Annotated in this window: 16 protein-coding genes; 3 read left to right on the top strand and 13 right to left on the bottom strand. The window is 32.9% G+C overall.

What is annotated here, in order from left to right; genetic code table 11:
• Positions 1 to 45 precede the first annotated feature (45 nt).
• Complete coding sequence (gene purH, locus NQQ59_RS12760) at positions 46 to 1,572, bottom strand: bifunctional phosphoribosylaminoimidazolecarboxamide formyltransferase/IMP cyclohydrolase (RefSeq protein WP_144215641.1); 1,527 nt, start codon at positions 1,570 to 1,572, stop codon at positions 46 to 48.
• Between the two features lie 165 nt (positions 1,573 to 1,737).
• Here purH and NQQ59_RS12755 point away from each other — a divergent pair, with 165 nt between their 5' ends.
• Positions 1,738 to 2,985 (top strand): ABC transporter permease, encoded by a 1,248-nt coding sequence (locus NQQ59_RS12755; RefSeq protein WP_144215640.1) that lies wholly within the window; start codon positions 1,738 to 1,740, stop codon positions 2,983 to 2,985.
• 103 nt (positions 2,986 to 3,088) lie between these two features.
• Here the strand turns inward: NQQ59_RS12755 and NQQ59_RS12750 are convergent, their stop codons facing one another.
• From NQQ59_RS12750 to tamL, 4 genes are all read right to left on the bottom strand, one after another.
• The gene (locus NQQ59_RS12750) at positions 3,089 to 3,703 is read right to left on the bottom strand and encodes a hypothetical protein (RefSeq protein ID WP_144215639.1); all 615 of its coding nucleotides are present in this window, start codon (positions 3,701 to 3,703) and stop codon (positions 3,089 to 3,091) included.
• 83 nt (positions 3,704 to 3,786) lie between these two features.
• Positions 3,787 to 4,641: an acetyl-CoA carboxylase, carboxyltransferase subunit beta gene (accD, locus tag NQQ59_RS12745; protein WP_026728501.1), complete on the bottom strand. Its 855-nt coding sequence runs from the start codon at positions 4,639 to 4,641 to the stop codon at positions 3,787 to 3,789.
• An 86-nt stretch (positions 4,642 to 4,727) separates the two neighbouring features.
• On the bottom strand, positions 4,728 to 5,795 hold the full coding sequence (fbaA, locus tag NQQ59_RS12740; protein WP_035645669.1) for a class II fructose-bisphosphate aldolase: 1,068 nt from the start codon (positions 5,793 to 5,795) through the stop codon (positions 4,728 to 4,730).
• A gap of 60 nt (positions 5,796 to 5,855) precedes the next feature.
• Positions 5,856 to 8,429 (bottom strand): translocation and assembly module lipoprotein TamL, encoded by a 2,574-nt coding sequence (gene tamL, locus NQQ59_RS12735; RefSeq protein ID WP_144215638.1) that lies wholly within the window; start codon positions 8,427 to 8,429, stop codon positions 5,856 to 5,858.
• A gap of 37 nt (positions 8,430 to 8,466) precedes the next feature.
• Between tamL and NQQ59_RS12730 the strand changes: the two genes are divergently transcribed.
• A complete protein-coding gene (locus NQQ59_RS12730; protein ID WP_144215637.1) occupies positions 8,467 to 9,195 on the top strand; it encodes a TrmH family RNA methyltransferase in 729 nt (242 codons plus the stop codon).
• 9 nt (positions 9,196 to 9,204) lie between these two features.
• Here NQQ59_RS12730 and porT read toward each other — a convergent pair whose 3' ends face one another.
• From porT to NQQ59_RS12710, 4 genes are all read right to left on the bottom strand, one after another.
• Positions 9,205 to 9,927: a type IX secretion/gliding motility protein PorT/SprT gene (gene porT / locus NQQ59_RS12725; RefSeq protein ID WP_144215636.1), complete on the bottom strand. Its 723-nt coding sequence runs from the start codon at positions 9,925 to 9,927 to the stop codon at positions 9,205 to 9,207.
• 1 nt (position 9,928) lies between these two features.
• The gene (ubiE, locus tag NQQ59_RS12720) at positions 9,929 to 10,660 is read right to left on the bottom strand and encodes a bifunctional demethylmenaquinone methyltransferase/2-methoxy-6-polyprenyl-1,4-benzoquinol methylase UbiE (protein ID WP_144215635.1); all 732 of its coding nucleotides are present in this window, start codon (positions 10,658 to 10,660) and stop codon (positions 9,929 to 9,931) included.
• A 580-nt stretch (positions 10,661 to 11,240) separates the two neighbouring features.
• The gene (locus NQQ59_RS12715; RefSeq protein ID WP_144215634.1) at positions 11,241 to 11,723 is read right to left on the bottom strand and encodes a dihydrofolate reductase; all 483 of its coding nucleotides are present in this window, start codon (positions 11,721 to 11,723) and stop codon (positions 11,241 to 11,243) included.
• An 11-nt stretch (positions 11,724 to 11,734) separates the two neighbouring features.
• On the bottom strand, positions 11,735 to 12,079 hold the full coding sequence (locus NQQ59_RS12710) for a 2TM domain-containing protein (protein ID WP_144215633.1): 345 nt from the start codon (positions 12,077 to 12,079) through the stop codon (positions 11,735 to 11,737).
• 239 nt (positions 12,080 to 12,318) lie between these two features.
• Between NQQ59_RS12710 and NQQ59_RS12705 the strand changes: the two genes are divergently transcribed.
• Positions 12,319 to 12,615, top strand: a complete 297-nt coding sequence (locus tag NQQ59_RS12705) for an isoamylase early set domain-containing protein (RefSeq protein ID WP_144215632.1) — start codon at positions 12,319 to 12,321, stop codon at positions 12,613 to 12,615.
• 37 nt (positions 12,616 to 12,652) lie between these two features.
• On the opposite strand, the gene NQQ59_RS12700 is transcribed toward NQQ59_RS12705, so the two are convergent.
• The 4 genes from NQQ59_RS12700 to NQQ59_RS12685 all read right to left on the bottom strand — a co-directional run bounded on the left by NQQ59_RS12700 (position 12,653) and on the right by NQQ59_RS12685 (position 16,171).
• Entirely contained in the window at positions 12,653 to 13,504 is an 852-nt protein-coding gene (locus tag NQQ59_RS12700; protein WP_144215631.1) for a thymidylate synthase, read from the bottom strand.
• A gap of 77 nt (positions 13,505 to 13,581) precedes the next feature.
• Complete coding sequence (locus NQQ59_RS12695; protein WP_144215630.1) at positions 13,582 to 14,205, bottom strand: bifunctional nuclease family protein; 624 nt, start codon at positions 14,203 to 14,205, stop codon at positions 13,582 to 13,584.
• 164 nt (positions 14,206 to 14,369) lie between these two features.
• Complete coding sequence (locus NQQ59_RS12690) at positions 14,370 to 15,338, bottom strand: electron transfer flavoprotein subunit alpha/FixB family protein (RefSeq protein WP_144215629.1); 969 nt, start codon at positions 15,336 to 15,338, stop codon at positions 14,370 to 14,372.
• Between the two features lie 86 nt (positions 15,339 to 15,424).
• Positions 15,425 to 16,171, bottom strand: coding sequence for an electron transfer flavoprotein subunit beta/FixA family protein (locus NQQ59_RS12685; protein ID WP_144215628.1), 747 nt, complete (start codon positions 16,169 to 16,171; stop codon positions 15,425 to 15,427).
• Between the last annotated feature and the right edge of the window lie 325 nt (positions 16,172 to 16,496).

Here is a 16,496-nt window from a genome sequence, read left to right as displayed (position 1 = left end):
AGGGGTTTAAAATGTTATAAATTATTTTGAACAAAGTTAAACAAATTAATGTTTAAAATGACGAGTTCCTGTAAATACCATTGCAAGATTATTTTCATTGCAATAATTTATACTTAATTCGTCTTTTATCGAACCTCCCGGCTGAATTACTGCTGTAATTCCTGCTTTTTTAGCTAATTCAACACAGTCCGGAAATGGGAAAAATGCATCACTTGCCATAGAAGCTCCGTTCAAATCAAATCCAAAAGCTTTTGCTTTGTCAACAGCTTGAATTAAAGCGTCAACTCTTGAAGTCTGACCTGTACCAGAAGAAATCAATGTTCCGTTTTTAGCAAATACAATAGTGTTTGATTTTGTATTCTTGCAGATTTTAGAAGCAAAGATCAAATCTTCGATCTCTTGAGCAGTAGGTTCTGTAATTGTAACGGTTTTTAAATGCTCTTTATTATCCGTAATATTATTTCTGTCTTGAATTAACAAACCATTAAGACAAGTTCTTACTTGACGAGCTGGTAATTCAACTTCATTTTGAACTAGAATAATTCTGTTCTTTTTCTCTTGTAAAACGTTGATAGCCTCGTCATCATAAGATGGAGCGATAACTACTTCACAGAATAATTTGTTGATTTCTTGTGCTGTTTCTAAATCAATTTTTGTGTTAGAAATTAACACTCCGCCAAAAGCAGAAGTTGGATCACAAGCCAAAGCAGCTAAATAAGCCTCGCTAATTGTTTTTCTAGAAGCCAATCCGCAAGCATTGTTGTGTTTTAAAATCGCGAACGTTGGTCCGTCAGTTTTAAACTCAGCAATTAAGTTAACAGCAGCATCAACATCTAACAAGTTGTTGTATGATAATTCTTTTCCGTGAACTTTTTTGAACATTGCGTCAAAATCTCCAAAGAAGAATCCTTTTTGGTGTGGGTTTTCACCGTATCTTAAAACTTGACCGTTTGCAATACTTTCTTTGTAAATAGTCTCGTCTGTATTGAAATAATTAAAAATAGCTCCATCATAGTGAGATGAAACGTGGAAAGCTTTAGTAGCAAACAATCTTCTGTTTTCAAGAGTTGTGCTTCCGTCTTGCTCTGTAATCAAATCTAAAAGCAAGCTGTACTCGTTAACAGAAGCAACAATTACAGTGTCTTTGAAGTTTTTTGCACCAGCACGAATTAATGAAATTCCACCGATGTCAATTTTTTCAATAATATCTTGTTCACTTGCACCAGAAGCAACTGTTTTTTCAAAAGGATATAAATCAACAATTACTAAATCGATTTGAGGAATATCAAATTCTTTCATTTGCTGAACATCACTTTCGTTATCTTGACGGTTCAAAATACCACCAAAGATTTTTGGGTGTAATGTTTTTACTCTTCCACCAAGAATTTCAGGGAAAGAAGTGATATCTTCAACAGGAACTACTGGAATACCAAGGTTTTTGATGAAATCTTCAGTTCCTCCAGTTGAATAAAGTGTTACATTTTGTTCGTGTAATTTTCTAACAATTGGTTCTAATCCATCTTTAGAAAAAACAGAAATTAATGCCGATTGTATTTTTTTTGTTGTGCTCATTGTGTAGTTATGATTTTGAGACTGCAAAAGTAGTTTTTTTATATATTATATTAAAGAAAATTAGTGTAACAAAATGCTAAAAAAATCTACTGATGAGTAAGTTAACTTTTATTAGGTTTTTGAAATTTAATTATTGAATTTTACTTTATTGAAAAATACTAAAATATGCTTGTTTATTTAAGATTATTAAAAGAAAGCCTCAGCTTTGCCATCAATGCTTTGCGAAATAATAAATTACGTACGTTGTTGTCACTGCTTGGTGTAACAATTGGTATTTTTTCAATTATTGCTGTTTTGGCTGCTGTTGATTCTTTAGACAAAAAAATCTCCAAAGATTTGAGCAGCTTAGATAAAAATACGATTTATTTAATGAAATTCAGTTTTGGACCGTCTGGAATTCCACAATGGAAAAGAGAACAGTTTCCAAATGTGAAATATGATGAGTATGTTGCCTTGAAAAACTCTTTGAATAATACAGATCAGGTGGGGTATCAGCTTTTTGTAAACAGAGAAACTTTAAAATACGATTCTAAAACCGTTAGTGATGTTAATATTGTTCCAGCATCAAGCGAAATGGTAGATATCGACGGATTGAGTTTTGATAAAGGAAGATTTTACAATGAATCAGAATCTAATTCAGGGACGCCAGTTATTGTGCTTGGATATGATATTGCTGATGGGCTTTTCGGTTCAACAGATCCGTTGGGGAAAAATATCCGTTTATATGGACAACGATTTACTGTTATTGGGGTAATGGCGAAACAAGGAGCTGGATTTTTTGGAGATAGTAATGATACTTCTGTTTATCTTCCTGCTAATTTTTTAAGGAGAATGTACGGCGACAGTGATTCGATGACACCTGTAATTGTTTTAAAACCGGTAAAAGGTGTCGATATGGATGCTTACAAGGCAGAAGTTGCTCAAAAATTAAGAGTAATTCGAGGTATGAAAGCAGGAGAGATGGATAATTTTTTTATTAATGTACTTTCTGGATTTACTGATTTTATTGACGGAATTATAGGGCAGATGAATGTGGTAGGCTGGATCATCAGCGGATTTTCTCTTTTGGTTGGAGGTTTTGGAATTGCCAATATTATGTTTGTTTCGGTTAAAGAAAGAACCAATCTTATCGGAATCCAGAAGTCTTTAGGAGCGAAAAATAAATTTATCTTGTTTCAATTTTTATTCGAAGCGGTAATTCTATCCGTTATTGGTGGGATTATCGGTTTATTGATGGTCTGGGGAATTGCATTCGCTTTAACAAAATTGCTCGATTTTGAATTTGTTCTCAGTCTAGGAAATATAATTTTAGGAACAAGTTTGGCTGCATTAATCGGATTGATTTCTGGAATTTTACCAGCAATTTCAGCAGCAAATTTAGATCCAGTTGAGGCTATTAGAACGGGAATGTAGATTTTTGAAGTTGCTAAGGTTCTGAGAGACTAAGATTCTAAGGTTTTTTATAATGAATTGCCTCCAGCTTTAGCTAGATATATTTTTAAGTAATAAAAAGACTTTAGCTTAATTTTTTAGGAAGTTTTATTCTTGTTTTATCCCATTTGATAGAGTCAGGATAGTAATAGATATGTTTACTGTCGTTGTTTTTATATTTTATAACCGTATCTTCTTCTTGAGTAGTTCTTCTTATGAAATAAGTTCCAATATTTTTAGTATTTAAAAACTCGAAAAAGGAAGTATTTGTAATGGTATCTTTTTGAGAAGCAATAATTAATATTTGTCTGTTTTTTTCTTTTTTGAGAATATTTTCAGAAAGAAAATCAGTTAAGTTTTTTTGAGGAATTCTAACAATGTCTTTTGGTTTTAAACCTAGAAAATGCGGTAGAGTGTCGTTTTCGCTGCCATAACTGCAAAGTGCCATAAAGTATTCTTTTTGATAAAAATAAAAATCACCCTTTTTATCAATAATAAGCTGATGTTCTCCGTAAAAACCTTTTCGAGGAAATGCAACGAAATTACTTTTACTTTCTTTTAAAGAATCAATATAGTTTTGAAGTTTTTTATCCTCATAAGAAATGATATATGGTTTATTTTTAATAACAATCTTTTCTTTTTTCTTAGCACAATTCAAAAGAAGAAAACAAATCATAAAACCAATAAAAATTCTAGCCATAAAGAATCAGATTTAAAATAAAGATATAAAAAAATCCCAAGAAGCAATTTTCTTGGGATTTTCTATTTTAAATAGTTTTAAAACTATCGAATATCATTGTTTTGAATCAAATCGATGTATAAGTTAATCTTATCTTTCAATTCTTTTCTTGGCGTGATAAAGTCTAAGAAACCGTGCTCTAATAAGAACTCAGCAGTTTGGAAACCTTCAGGTAAATCTTTTCCTGTAGTGTCACGTACAACACGTGGACCAGCAAAACCAATCAATGCGCCTGGCTCAGAGATATTGATGTCTCCTAACATAGCGTATGATGCAGTTGTTCCTCCAGTTGTTGGGTCTGTACAAAGAGAGATGTAAGGTAATTTAGCTTCAGCTAATTGAGCTAGTTTTACAGAAGTTTTTGCTAATTGCATTAACGAATAAGCAGCTTCCATCATACGAGCTCCGCCAGATTTAGAAATCATTACAAAAGGCAATTTGTTTTTGATCGCATGATCAATACCTCTAGCAATTTTTTCCCCTACAACTGCTCCCATAGATCCACCAATAAAAGCAAAATCCATACAGCAGATTACAAGTTCTCTTCCTTTAGATTTTCCTACTCCCGTACGTACAGCGTCTTTAAGGTGAGTTTTTTCCATTACATCTTTCAAACGCTCTGCATATTTTTTTGTATCCACAAAGTGCAAAGGATCTTTAGAAGTCATGTTTTTATCTAACTCAACAAATTCGTTGTTGTCGAATAAAATTTCAAAATAGGTTGCGCTTCCAATTCGAACATGAAAATCATCTTCAGGACTAACGAATAAATTTCTCGCTAATTCGTCAGCATCAATAATTTTTCCAGTAGGAGATTTGTACCACAATCCTTTCGGAACGTCCATCTTGTCTTCTGTAGCGGTTGTAATCCCTTTTTCTTGTCTTTTAAACCAAGCCATTTTTTAAAATTTAAGATTTAAGATTTTAGACTTTAGATTTTAGATTCCAGAAAGAAATCTAAAATCTAAAATCAGATATCTAAAAATTATAGTGTATTCACGTTATTTAAGTCTGCAAAAGCTTGCTCCAATCTTGCGTTGAATGTTACTTCACTTTCACGTACCCATCTTCTTGGGTCATAGTATTTTTTGTTTGGAGCATCAGCACCTTCTGGGTTACCAATTTGAGATTTTAAATAATCTAAATTTTTAACCATATAGTCACGGATTCCTTCAGTATATGCGAACTGTAAATCTGTATCAATGTTCATTTTGATAACTCCGTAGCTAATTCCTTCTCTGATTTCTTCAAGTGTAGAACCTGAACCTCCGTGGAATACGAAATCAACTGGATTGTGTCCTGTGTTGAATTTGTTTTGTACGAAATCCTGAGAATTTTTTAAGATTTTTGGAGTTAATTTTACGTTTCCTGGTTTGTAAACACCGTGAACGTTTCCGAAAGCAGCAGCAATTGTAAATTTAGGGCTCACTTTAGATAATTCTTCGTAAGCGTAAGCTACTTCTTCTGGTTGTGTATATAATTTTGAGCTGTCAACATCAGAGTTGTCAACACCATCTTCTTCTCCACCTGTAATACCAAGCTCGATTTCCAATGTCATGCCCATTTTGCTCATTCTAGCTAAATATTCTTTACAGATCTCGATGTTTTCTTCGATTGGCTCCTCAGACAAATCGATCATGTGAGAACTGAATAATGGTTTTCCTGTTTCTGCGAAGTGTTTTTCAGAAGCATCTAATAAACCATCAATCCAAGGTAAAAGTTTTTTTGCGCAGTGGTCAGTGTGTAAAATTACAGTTGCACCGTAAGCTTCTGCCAAAGTGTGAATATGTTTTGCTCCTGCGATTCCTCCCGCGATTGCTGCTTTTTCACCTGCATTTGATAATCCTTTTCCAGCGTTGAATTGTGCTCCACCGTTAGAAAATTGAATGATAACTGGCGCGTTTAGTTTTGCTGCAGTTTCAAGAACTCCATTAATTGTGCTTGATCCAGTAACGTTTACTGCCGGAAGGGCAAAACCTTTCTCTTTAGCATAATTAAAGATCTCTTGTACTTGATCTCCTGTAGCTACTCCTGGTTTAATGTTGTGTGCCATTGTAATTTTTTTTATAGTTGTTTTTAGTTTTTAGGTTGCAAAAATAAGAATTAATTAGCATTAGAACGGATAATTTATTCCAAAATTTAAAACCGAGTGCCCAAAATTGTATTCTTTAAACCATCTGTCTCCCTTGTCATGCGCCGGATTATAGGTCTTAAAGCCTAAATCTAAACGAATAACAAAAAAGCTTAAATCGTATCGTAAACCAAATCCTGTGCCTAAAGCAATTTCTTCTAAATCGTTTAAGTTGTCAAATTTTGCTTTCGGATCTACCACATTATCGAGTACATTCCAGATATTTCCGGCATCTGCAAAGATGGCTCCCTTAACATCTCCAAAAATTTTGAAGCGAAATTCGGCACTTGCAGCGATTTTCATATTGGCCTCATTAAAGTCGTTTATTGCATTTGTACTTCCTGGTCCTAAAGAATAAGGTTGCCAGCCACGGTTGTCATTGGAACCTCCCGAATAATAACTTCGTGAAAAAGGAATGTAGTTTGAATTTCCAAAAGGAACTGCAATTCCAAAGAAAGTTCGAACGGCCAATACTTTTTCTTTTCCGAAATCCCAGTGTTTAATGTAATCAAACTCAGTTTTAAGATATTCGGAATATTCCAAATTAAAAATTTCGTAATTCCCTCTATTGTTTTTTGGAAGATTTCCGATCTCAGATACGAGGGTTAATAACGTTCCTGCTGATTCAATTTTAGTTCTAAATTGATAGAAATTATTATCGGCTAAGTCTTTTTTTGTTGTTTTAGTGAAGGTGTAACTAGTTGCCAGAATAAAGTCATTTTCCGTCAAACGTATTCTTCTTTCTTCAATACTTGAAACTTCTTGATATTTTGCATCGCCAGGCCTTAAAGTAGTGTTGTCAGTCAAAACATCATTTGTAAAACCTGTTGTTCCCTTTGGTATACTTAAGTTTTCTTTAGCTCGTTCTTCAGGAGTATCTCCCCAGTATTCTTCGTTTGTATTGTAATCTTTTCCAATATTATTCAAGTCATTATAAGACGAAGTATAAACTCTAAAATAATTATCCGGATTTAAATTACGAACAAACTGAGCGTTCAGCAATTCCAGTTTTGCAGTGTTATAACGTTTAGGTGTCCAGTTGTAAGAAATACCACCCGTAAAGTTTTCTTTGTCCAAACCAATGTTTCTTTGTTTAGAAAAACCTGAAGTTACCGAGGTATAAGGAATCATACTTTTAGGAATAATTTTTTCTGTTCCAAATGGAAGTAAAATCCTTGGAAAATTCAATTTCATATCCAAACCATATTCCGAGACATTGAAGAAATTATTGTTTGGATTGGCCATATCTCTGGATGAACCAATATTCAATCGGGCAGAAATCTCCAAAGTTTCGGCACGATTAAATACATTTCGGATAGTTTGGGAAACACTAGCTCCAATTCCGAAATCCTGAATATTAGAATGGGTTACGTCAAAGGTTGCCCCAAAGCTGTATTTTTTTCGTGGAGTTAAATAAACATTGGCAATAAGAGATTGTGCTGTAGAATCTCTTTTGTCAACTTCATATTGTATTGATGGATAGTTGAAAATCTTTAAGTTGTTTAAATATCGCGAAGAAAGGGTTGTTCTAAAATCAGCAAAAGTGCTTCCTTTGGTGATAAAAATAGCATCTGTGATTGCTCTAGGTTTGTACTTTAATTTGTTGAAACTGTAAAGATTAAAGTTGTTGTAAGTTGTGCTGTCAGTTGGTTTTTTCTTTGAGTTTGCGGCAGAATAGTCTGTATAAATATTTACATCACTAATCTTGTATAGCTTAAAAGGTTCTGTTCTACTCGAATCTCTTCCCTGAATCACATTATTGCTAATGTTTAAAGTTACATTGGCTTTGGCTTTTTTGCCAATTGTATCAATGTCAAATGTTACATAAGTTGGCTGAAAATAGTATGCGCCATGATTTCTGAAATATGTCGTAATACGATTTTTCTCTTCTTCAAAATCCGTAGTTTTGTATTGACTTCCAGATTTTAATACTGAAGGTTCATTGTTGGTTTTATACAATGAATCTAAGGCTGGAGTCAGGATATTAGTACTGATAGTGTCTAGTTTATAAGCAGGGCCTGTTGTAATGTTGTAATTGATTGCTGCTCTTTTAAATCCAACCGTATCTATAGTGTAATCGGTTTTAACATTAAAAAAACCATTATTGAAATAATAGTATTTTAAGCGCAATAACGACTTTTTAGTTCTGGCGGTATCAATAATCACAGGAGCTTCTCCAGTATTTTTTAAAAATTCATGAATTCCTTTGTAATAAAAAGATTGTCCCAAACGATCAACTTGTTTTGCAGACAATAGTTTAGACATGCGCTCATACTTGCCAGGATTATTTTTGAATTTCGCCTGATAAGTAGAATCTGGATTTAAATTGGCTAAATTGTATAAATTTAATCGAAGTTTGTAGCCTAACAGTGTCCCATTAGGTTTTTGATACATTTGATTAGATGCCGTTTCGTCATTTGTTGACTTTCCGTTTACCAAAATATTATTTTTTACAAGAAGATTTTTTCCATCGGGAACTCTTTTTACGGCATTACAAGCGCAAATTAATATTGCAATTAGAAGAAATGCTATTATTTTTGTGGAATTATTTTTCAAGTGTTTTTTAATATTTAATTCAAAAGTACATTATTTTATGGTTAGTAAAAACCAAATAAAACTTATCTCGAGTTTACATCAAAAAAAGCAGCGTTTTGCAAATCAATTATTTTTTGCTGAAGGAGTAAAAGTAATTCAAGAATTGCTGCAATCCAATTTTGAATTAGAACATTTATACACCACACTGAATGATTTTGAAACAGTTCAAGCTTCAAAACGAACTCTAATTAATGAGCAAGAACTAAAAAAAATAAGTGCTTTATCGACTCCAAATTCTTGTTTGGCAGTTTTTAAAATGCCAGCCGAAAACAAAATAACCGATTCAGGTCTGATTTTGGCTTTAGACGATATTAGAGATCCCGGAAATTTAGGAACCATTTTGCGTCTTTGCGATTGGTTTGGTATCAAACAAGTAATTTGTTCTAAAGAAACGGTAGACATCTACAATCCGAAAGTAGTGCAGGCAACAATGGGCTCGATTACCAGAGTAAATGTAAATTATATTGACTTAAAAACTTTTCTTGCTCAAACTAAACTACCTGTTTTTGGAACGTTCATGGACGGAGCTAATATTTATCATTCTCAATTACCGCAAGATGGAATCATTATTATGGGTAATGAAGCCAATGGTATTTCTGAAGAGATTGAGAAAATAGTGACTTCTCGTCTTACAATTCCAAGATTCGGAGAGCTTCAAAAAACGGAAAGTTTAAATGTAGCTACTGCGACAGCAATTATTCTTAGTGAATTTAAACGAAATAGTTAAGATTTTGTTTTAATGAAAAGTGAAATTTACTAAAATTGCTCTGGATTTCATAGAATCGATATTGTCAGTGTAAGGGCTAATCGGATGTTCTGCGGTAACATTATCGCGAATTATCTCATTAGTAATACCGAACATACCTCTTACAGAAGGAGAAAAAATAAAATATTCGGTAAAAATATCGATTCCAAAACCTACTTCGTATGCTGCGGTCCATTGTTTAACTCTAAATTTCTGTTGCCAGTTATCATCAGGAGATTTCGCATTACTGGACAAGTTTAAAGTAGTTGACATACCGCCAACTAAATATGGGCGAACATTTCCGGTACGTAAAGCAGAAAATTTTAATAATAAAGGAAAGTGAATATAGGTACTGTTTACTTCTCTCAAATAGTCACTTTCCAAATTTCCTATACCTGGATAATAAAGGTCGCGTTTTGTGTAATACAATCCCGGTTCAAAACGAAGATTAATGTATTCCTGTAGTCTTAAATCGGCTACAACTCCTACGTTAAAACCGGTAGTTTTTTTTACCTGAATATCATTTTGTACGGGAGTTTTGTAATCAAACTTAAAGTCAAAACTATTAAAACCTAAAAAATAGCCAAAATAGACACGCTGCTTTTGCCAGTTTTCAAGGTTAATAATAGGATCTTTGCTAAACATATTTTTAGCAAATTGCGAGTGTCCTTTTGTTGTTAAGACTAATAAAATTAAGATTACAGCTTTTTTCATACTATTTTTTAGATGCAGAATAAATCGTTGCGACACCAAAAGTTTGCGGCATTGCCACAACATCTATAAACCCAGTTTTTCTCAAAATATTGTTTAAGGCTTCTCCATACGGAAAAGCAGCAGCCGATTCAGATAAATAGCCATAAGCGTCGTTATCTTTAGAAAATAATTTTCCAATTAATGGAAGTATATTTTTGCTGTAAAAATTGTAACCTTGTTTATAAGGAAATTTATCTGGAACGGAAGTTTCTAATATAACGAAAACACCATTTGGTTTCAAGACTCTTAAGATTTCTGCAAAACCTTTTTCAAGATTTTCAAAGTTTCTAACTCCAAAGCCAACAGTGATAGCGTCAAAGTAATTGTCTTCAAAAGGCATGTTTTCAGAATCTCCTAAAACTAATTCAATGGTGTTAGAAAGATTTTTTTCTTGAACTTTCTTTTTTCCCACTTCCAGCATTCCAGCTGAAATATCTAGGCCAATAATTTTTTCAGCATTAGTTTGTGCTAATAAAATGGCTAAATCACCAGTTCCTGTTGCGATATCAAGAATAACCTTTGGTTTTTTGTCTGATACTATTTTTAATACTTTTTTACGCCATTTAACATCAATACCAAATGAAATTACACGATTTAAATTGTCGTAATTCCCGGAAATGGTGTCAAACATTTGGGTTACCTGCTCTTTTTTACCTAGTGAAGAGTCTTTATACGGAGTTATTTTTTCAGACATTTTTTTTATTTAGGCAAATATAAACAATCTAGATTAACTGTAATTGAGTTTTTTGATTTGTAAAATAAATGTTTTGAAGGATTTGTTTGAGAATGAATTACTGCAACATTCAGACATCCCTAAATCTAGGTATTTTGGCAATATCCCTAAAACTTGGTATTGTGTAATTACCCTAATATGAGCAACTTTGCTAAAGTAAAAATGATTAAAGTTTTAATGATTGGTATTATTGCGATGACTTAAACAGATGGTTGCTTTTTTTGCGCTTGTAATTTCATTTGTTCTTGAAAAAGTTTTGTAAGTATTGTTCTTGGGGGGAAATACTAATTAATAGTGCAAAATACGTTCTTAGGATTAAATTTGTTTTTGGAAATTTTAATTTTCTGCCTTTAATATCTTAGTGGTATTTGTTATTAAAGGCGTTTTGAGATTTTATGTCTCAAATAACATAAAATGTTATTCAGTTATTACCAATGTTTCTAACATTAGTGATTTTTAAACAAAAACGATTTCTTGAGCGAGTCAGATCAAAAGACCAATTATTTTAAAAACATCCTCCCTAAAAGAGGATGTTTTTTATTTATTTTCTAATGTAAGTTTCATAGGTATAATCATAAAGATGCTTTTCATCTTTATAGTTTTCTTCAGATTCTACCAAAAGCCATTCGTTTTTATTGATTTTTGGAAAAAAAGCATCTGCTTCAAAAGTGTGATGAACTTTTGTTAATTCTATTATATCTGTAAATGGAAGGCCTAGATTGTAAATCTCACCACCACCGATAATGTAGCTATCATCATTTTCAGGGCATGCTGCAAGTGCCTTTTCTATACTGTCGACAACAATACATCCTTCTGGATGATAATTTTCCTGACGTGAAATTACAATGTGAACACGATTAGGTAGTGGTTTTGGGAAACTCTCAAAAGTTTTTCTTCCCATAATAATATGATGACCTGTAGTAAGTGATTTAAATCTTTTAAAATCATTTGGGAGATGCCACACCAATTCGTTGTTTTTTCCAAGCGCATTATTTTCGGCTGCAGCCGCTATCATTATAATCATGGTATGCTTAACTAAATTTTATTTTCACTCTCTTCATTAATAGAAGATTCAAGCTGACTGATTCTTTTTTGCTGTAAAGCCACTAATCGGTCAATTTGTTCTCTTTCCCATTTTTTATTCATAAAACGGTCGGTAATGTACACTTTTATAAAATGAAGAATAAAAAGAAAAAGCCAAATCGTAATGCCCCAGATACACCAATTTTGAGTAGTACCTTCTCCAAACCCAAAAAATCTATTAGCAACAAATAAAAATAAACTTCCTAAAAGGAAAAGAACAAAATGTAGGTATAGGACTTTTTTTTGTCTCAATCGGCGTCTAGCGTATTCGTATTGTTCGTGTACTTCTTTTTCCATAAGATAAAAATGAGATCATAAAGTTAAAATTTATTTTTGAAAGTCAATATTTTGAAGATGGATTATTTGGCTTAAATTGAGCTAAGAATTTGAAAAGCAAAATTTTAGATGCTATAAATTACAGATATAACTAAAATAGTGTGCTGTTTTTGGTATTATGATAAATCGGTTAGCAATGTAGTGAGGGTTTGATCTATTTTATTTAATTTTAGATGTATAAATCTAAAAACTAAATAGTTATGTCTTTGAAGAAACAATTTATCAAAACAAAGCCTGTTGTTAAAGTTACATTTTCTATTGATGCTAAAGACGCTGATTCGGCAGCAGTCGTAGGCGATTTCAACAACTGGAATCCTTCAGAAGGAACTTTAAGTAAGTTAAAAAACGGAACTTTTAAAGCTACTTATGATTTGGTTAAAGACGCGATTTACGAGTTTAAGTATGTAATCGACGGAATTTATGTGAACGATCCAGAAGCCGATTTTTACAAATGGAATGATTATGCCGGAAGTGAAAATAGTGTTTTAGTTGTATAAAAAAATCCGCTTAAATTTTAAGCGGATTTTTTTATAATTATACAGCGACACTTCCTTTTATGGCAGGATGCGGATCGTAATCTACGAGTGTAAAGTCATTGAAATCAAAATCAAAAATGTTTTTAATCTCAGGATTTAAAATCATTTTTGGTAATGGTTTTGGTTCACGTGTCAATTGCAGTTCTAATTGCTCAAAATGATTGTTGTAAATATGAGCATCACCAAAAGTGTGAATAAATTCACCAGCTTCTAAATCGCAAACCTGAGCAATCATCATGGTTAATAAAGCATAAGAAGCAATATTAAAAGGAACGCCTAAAAATATATCAGCGCTTCTTTGGTATAATTGACAAGATAATTTTCCTTTTGTTTCTCCTTTTTCTAAATCTGGAGCAGCAACATAAAACTGAAAAAAGGCGTGACATGGAGGCAATGCAGCTTTATTATTAGCTACATTTTCTTCAAAAGACTTTTTAGTATCTGGTAAAACTGAAGGATTCCATGCAGAAACCAACATTCTACGACTGTTCGGATTCGTTTTTAATTCCGTAATTAATTCAGAAATCTGATCAATTTCTTCGCTATTCCAGTTTCTCCATTGATGTCCATAAACTGGCCCTAAATCACCATTTGAATCTGCCCATTCATCCCAAATTTTCACTCCGTTTTCCTGAAGATATTTAATATTGGTATCTCCCTTTAAAAACCAAAGTAATTCGTAAATGATTGATTTTAAATGTAGCTTTTTAGTCGTAACCATCGGGAAACCTTCACTTAAATCAAAACGCATCTGATAACCGAAAACGCTTTTAGTTCCAGTTCCAGTACGGTCTCCTTTTTGATTTCCGTTTTCTAAAACGTGTTTTACTAAATCTAAATATTGTTTCATTTGTTTGTTTATTCGGTTATTCGTTTAATTGTTTAATCGATTTAACGAATAAACGGTTCAACGATTAAACATTGAATTTATCTTCTTGAGATTTCGTCTCTAATTTTGGCTGCTTTTTCGTAATCTTCCTGAGAAACGGCCTGATCTAAAAGATCGTTAAGTTCCTGCAAAGTGTGCTTTGCATAAACATCACCAGATTGATTGGTTTCTTCTTCGTGTCCAAAAGTCTCCGGATTAGAAAGTACATCGTCGATTTCTTGAGCGCCCTGATCGGTATCGGCCGTATTTGATTTTAAATAAATTCCGGCTTTATCTAAGATGTTTTTATAAGTAAAAATCGGTGCATTGAAACGAAGTGCCAATGCAATTGCATCAGAAGTTCGGGCATCGATTATTTCTTCGATTTTGTCTCTTTCGCAAATTAAACTAGAGTAAAAAACACCATCAACAAGTTTGTGAATGATGACCTGTTTTACTACTATGTCAAATCTTTCTGCAAAGTTTTTGAACAAATCGTGAGTTAACGGACGAGGTGGTTTTATTTCTTTTTCTAAGGCAATAGCTATCGATTGAGCTTCAAAAGCGCCAATAACAATAGGTAATTTTCTTTCACCATCAACTTCATTCAGAATTAAGGCATAAGCGCCATTTTGAGTTTGGCTGTATGAAATTCCTTTTATAGATAATTTTACTAGACTCATATATGTTTGTAAAAGTGGTAGTTAAGACCACAGTTTTATGCTTTTTTTGATTAAAAAATAAAGGTGCAATTTTAGTCAAAAAATATGGAACAAAAAAGCTGCCTTAAAACAAAGATACGATTATCTTGTTTTTAGGCAGCTATATTTTTAGAGAGAATTTTAAATTAAGAATGCTGAGCTTTGAAAGCTTTTAATTTCTCTGTTAATTGTGGTACAATTTCGAAAGCGTCTCCAACAATTCCGTAATCAGCAACTTTGAAGAAAGGAGCTTCTGGGTCATTATTGATTACCACTTTTACTTTTGAAGAGTTGATTCCAGCAATATGTTGGATCGCTCCTGAAATACCTACAGCAATGTACAAGTTAGTTGCAACTGGTTTTCCTGTTTGCCCAACGTGTTCGCTGTGAGGTCTCCATCCTAAATCTGAAACAGGTTTAGAACATGCTGTTGCAGCACCTAAAACTTCAGCTAAATTTTCAATTAGTCCCCAGTTTTCAGGACCTTTTAATCCACGTCCGCCAGAAACTACGATATCAGCATCAGCGATAGAAACTTTTCCAGAAACTTTTTCTACAGATTCTACTTTTACACCAAAATCATTGTCTCCGATAGTTGGGTTGAAATCTTCTGCTGTTGCAGCTCCTGCACTTTCAAAAATTCCATAAGAGTTTTTAGCCAAACCAAGAACTTTTACATCTGTAGCGATTTCAGTAATATTGAAAGCCTTGTTTGAAAAAGCATTTCTTTTTACCTGGAATGGTGAAGTACTAACAGGTAATCCTACAACATTTGAAGCGAAACCTGCATTTAAAGCTACGGCAACTAATGATGAAAGGTAAATACTATCTGTTGTAGAAGAAAGTAAAACTACTTTTGTTCCTTCTTTTTCAGCAGCTTGTTTGATTACATCAGCGTAAGCTTTAGCTGTAAAACCAGCTAATTTATCGTTGGTTACTTTTAAAACTTTATCCACTCCGTATTTGCCTAACTCGCTTACATCACTGATGTTTACTGTTAAAGCAGTAACAGTTGTTCCTAAACTTTCGGCTACTTTTTTGGCGTAAGAAGCTAATTCGAAAGCTACTTTTTTAAATTTTCCTTCTGCAGATTCTGCATATATTAATATTGACATGATTTTTTTGTTTAGAGGTTATTAGTCTCAGGTTTCAAGTTTCAGGTTAGTACTGAAAACTGAAAACAACGACTGAAAACTGATTACTAGATTACTTTCGCTTCGTTATGTAATAAATTGATTAACTCATCTAAATTATCTGCAGAAACTAATTTTACTGCCGATTTTGGAGCTGGTTTTTCAAATTTTACCGCTTTTGTATTTACTGGGGCATCAACTGGCTCAAGGATAGTTAAAGCTTTAGTTCTTGCTGTCATAATTCCTCTCATGTTAGGAATACGAAGGTCTTTTTCTTCAACAAGACCTTTTTGAGCTCCAATAATTAATGGAAGTGTAGTGCTCACAGTTTCTTTTCCACCGTCGATTTCTCTAACTGCTTTTACATTGTTTCCGTCAACAGTTAAAGCTGTACAAGAGTTTAAGAAGTTAGAACCTAAAATTCCAGCAATCATTCCTGGAACCATTCCTCCGTTATAATCTAAAGATTCTTTTCCAGCAATTACAAGATCGTAACCTCCATTTTTAATTACTTCTGCCAATTGTTTTGCAACAAAAAATCCATCAGTTGGATTTGCGTTTACACGAATTGCTTCGTTTGCACCAATAGCCAATGCTTTACGCAAAGTTGGTTCAGTATCAGGACCTCCAACGTTTACAACAGTTACGTTTGCTCCTTGTTGTTCTTGAAACCAGATTGCACGAGTCAATCCAAATTCGTCGTTAGGGTTAATTACATATTGTACACCGGCTGTATCAAATTCTGAATCGCCGTTGGTAAAGTTAATTTTAGAAGTAGTATCAGGCACATGGCTGATGCAAACTAGTATTTTCATAAGTATATATTTTGAATTTATAATATGCTTCTACAAATTTAGAATTTAATTTGGAATAATTATACTATGCATGCATAATATTTTTTAAAACTATTACGATTTCGCAGATTGTATGGTTTTGGAAGGCTTTTGTCGGGATTTAAAAATGAAAAAATAGTCATTTCGCCTGATTGTTAGGAATTTTGCAATATTTGCAACCTAGGTAAAGATTTAAATTTTGTAACAAAAATACTAACTTTTCGTTTTTTGCGTTCTATGAATGGATTTTGGATAGAATAAGAATTTCAACAAATAGACCAAAGTTTGTCTAAAAAATATTTGTGAT

Origin of the sequence: Flavobacterium panacis (assembly GCF_024649945.1) — a bacterium.
Classification (GTDB): Bacteria; Bacteroidota; Bacteroidia; order Flavobacteriales; family Flavobacteriaceae; genus Flavobacterium; species Flavobacterium panacis.
This window is presented reverse-complemented; position numbering and strand designations above follow the sequence as displayed.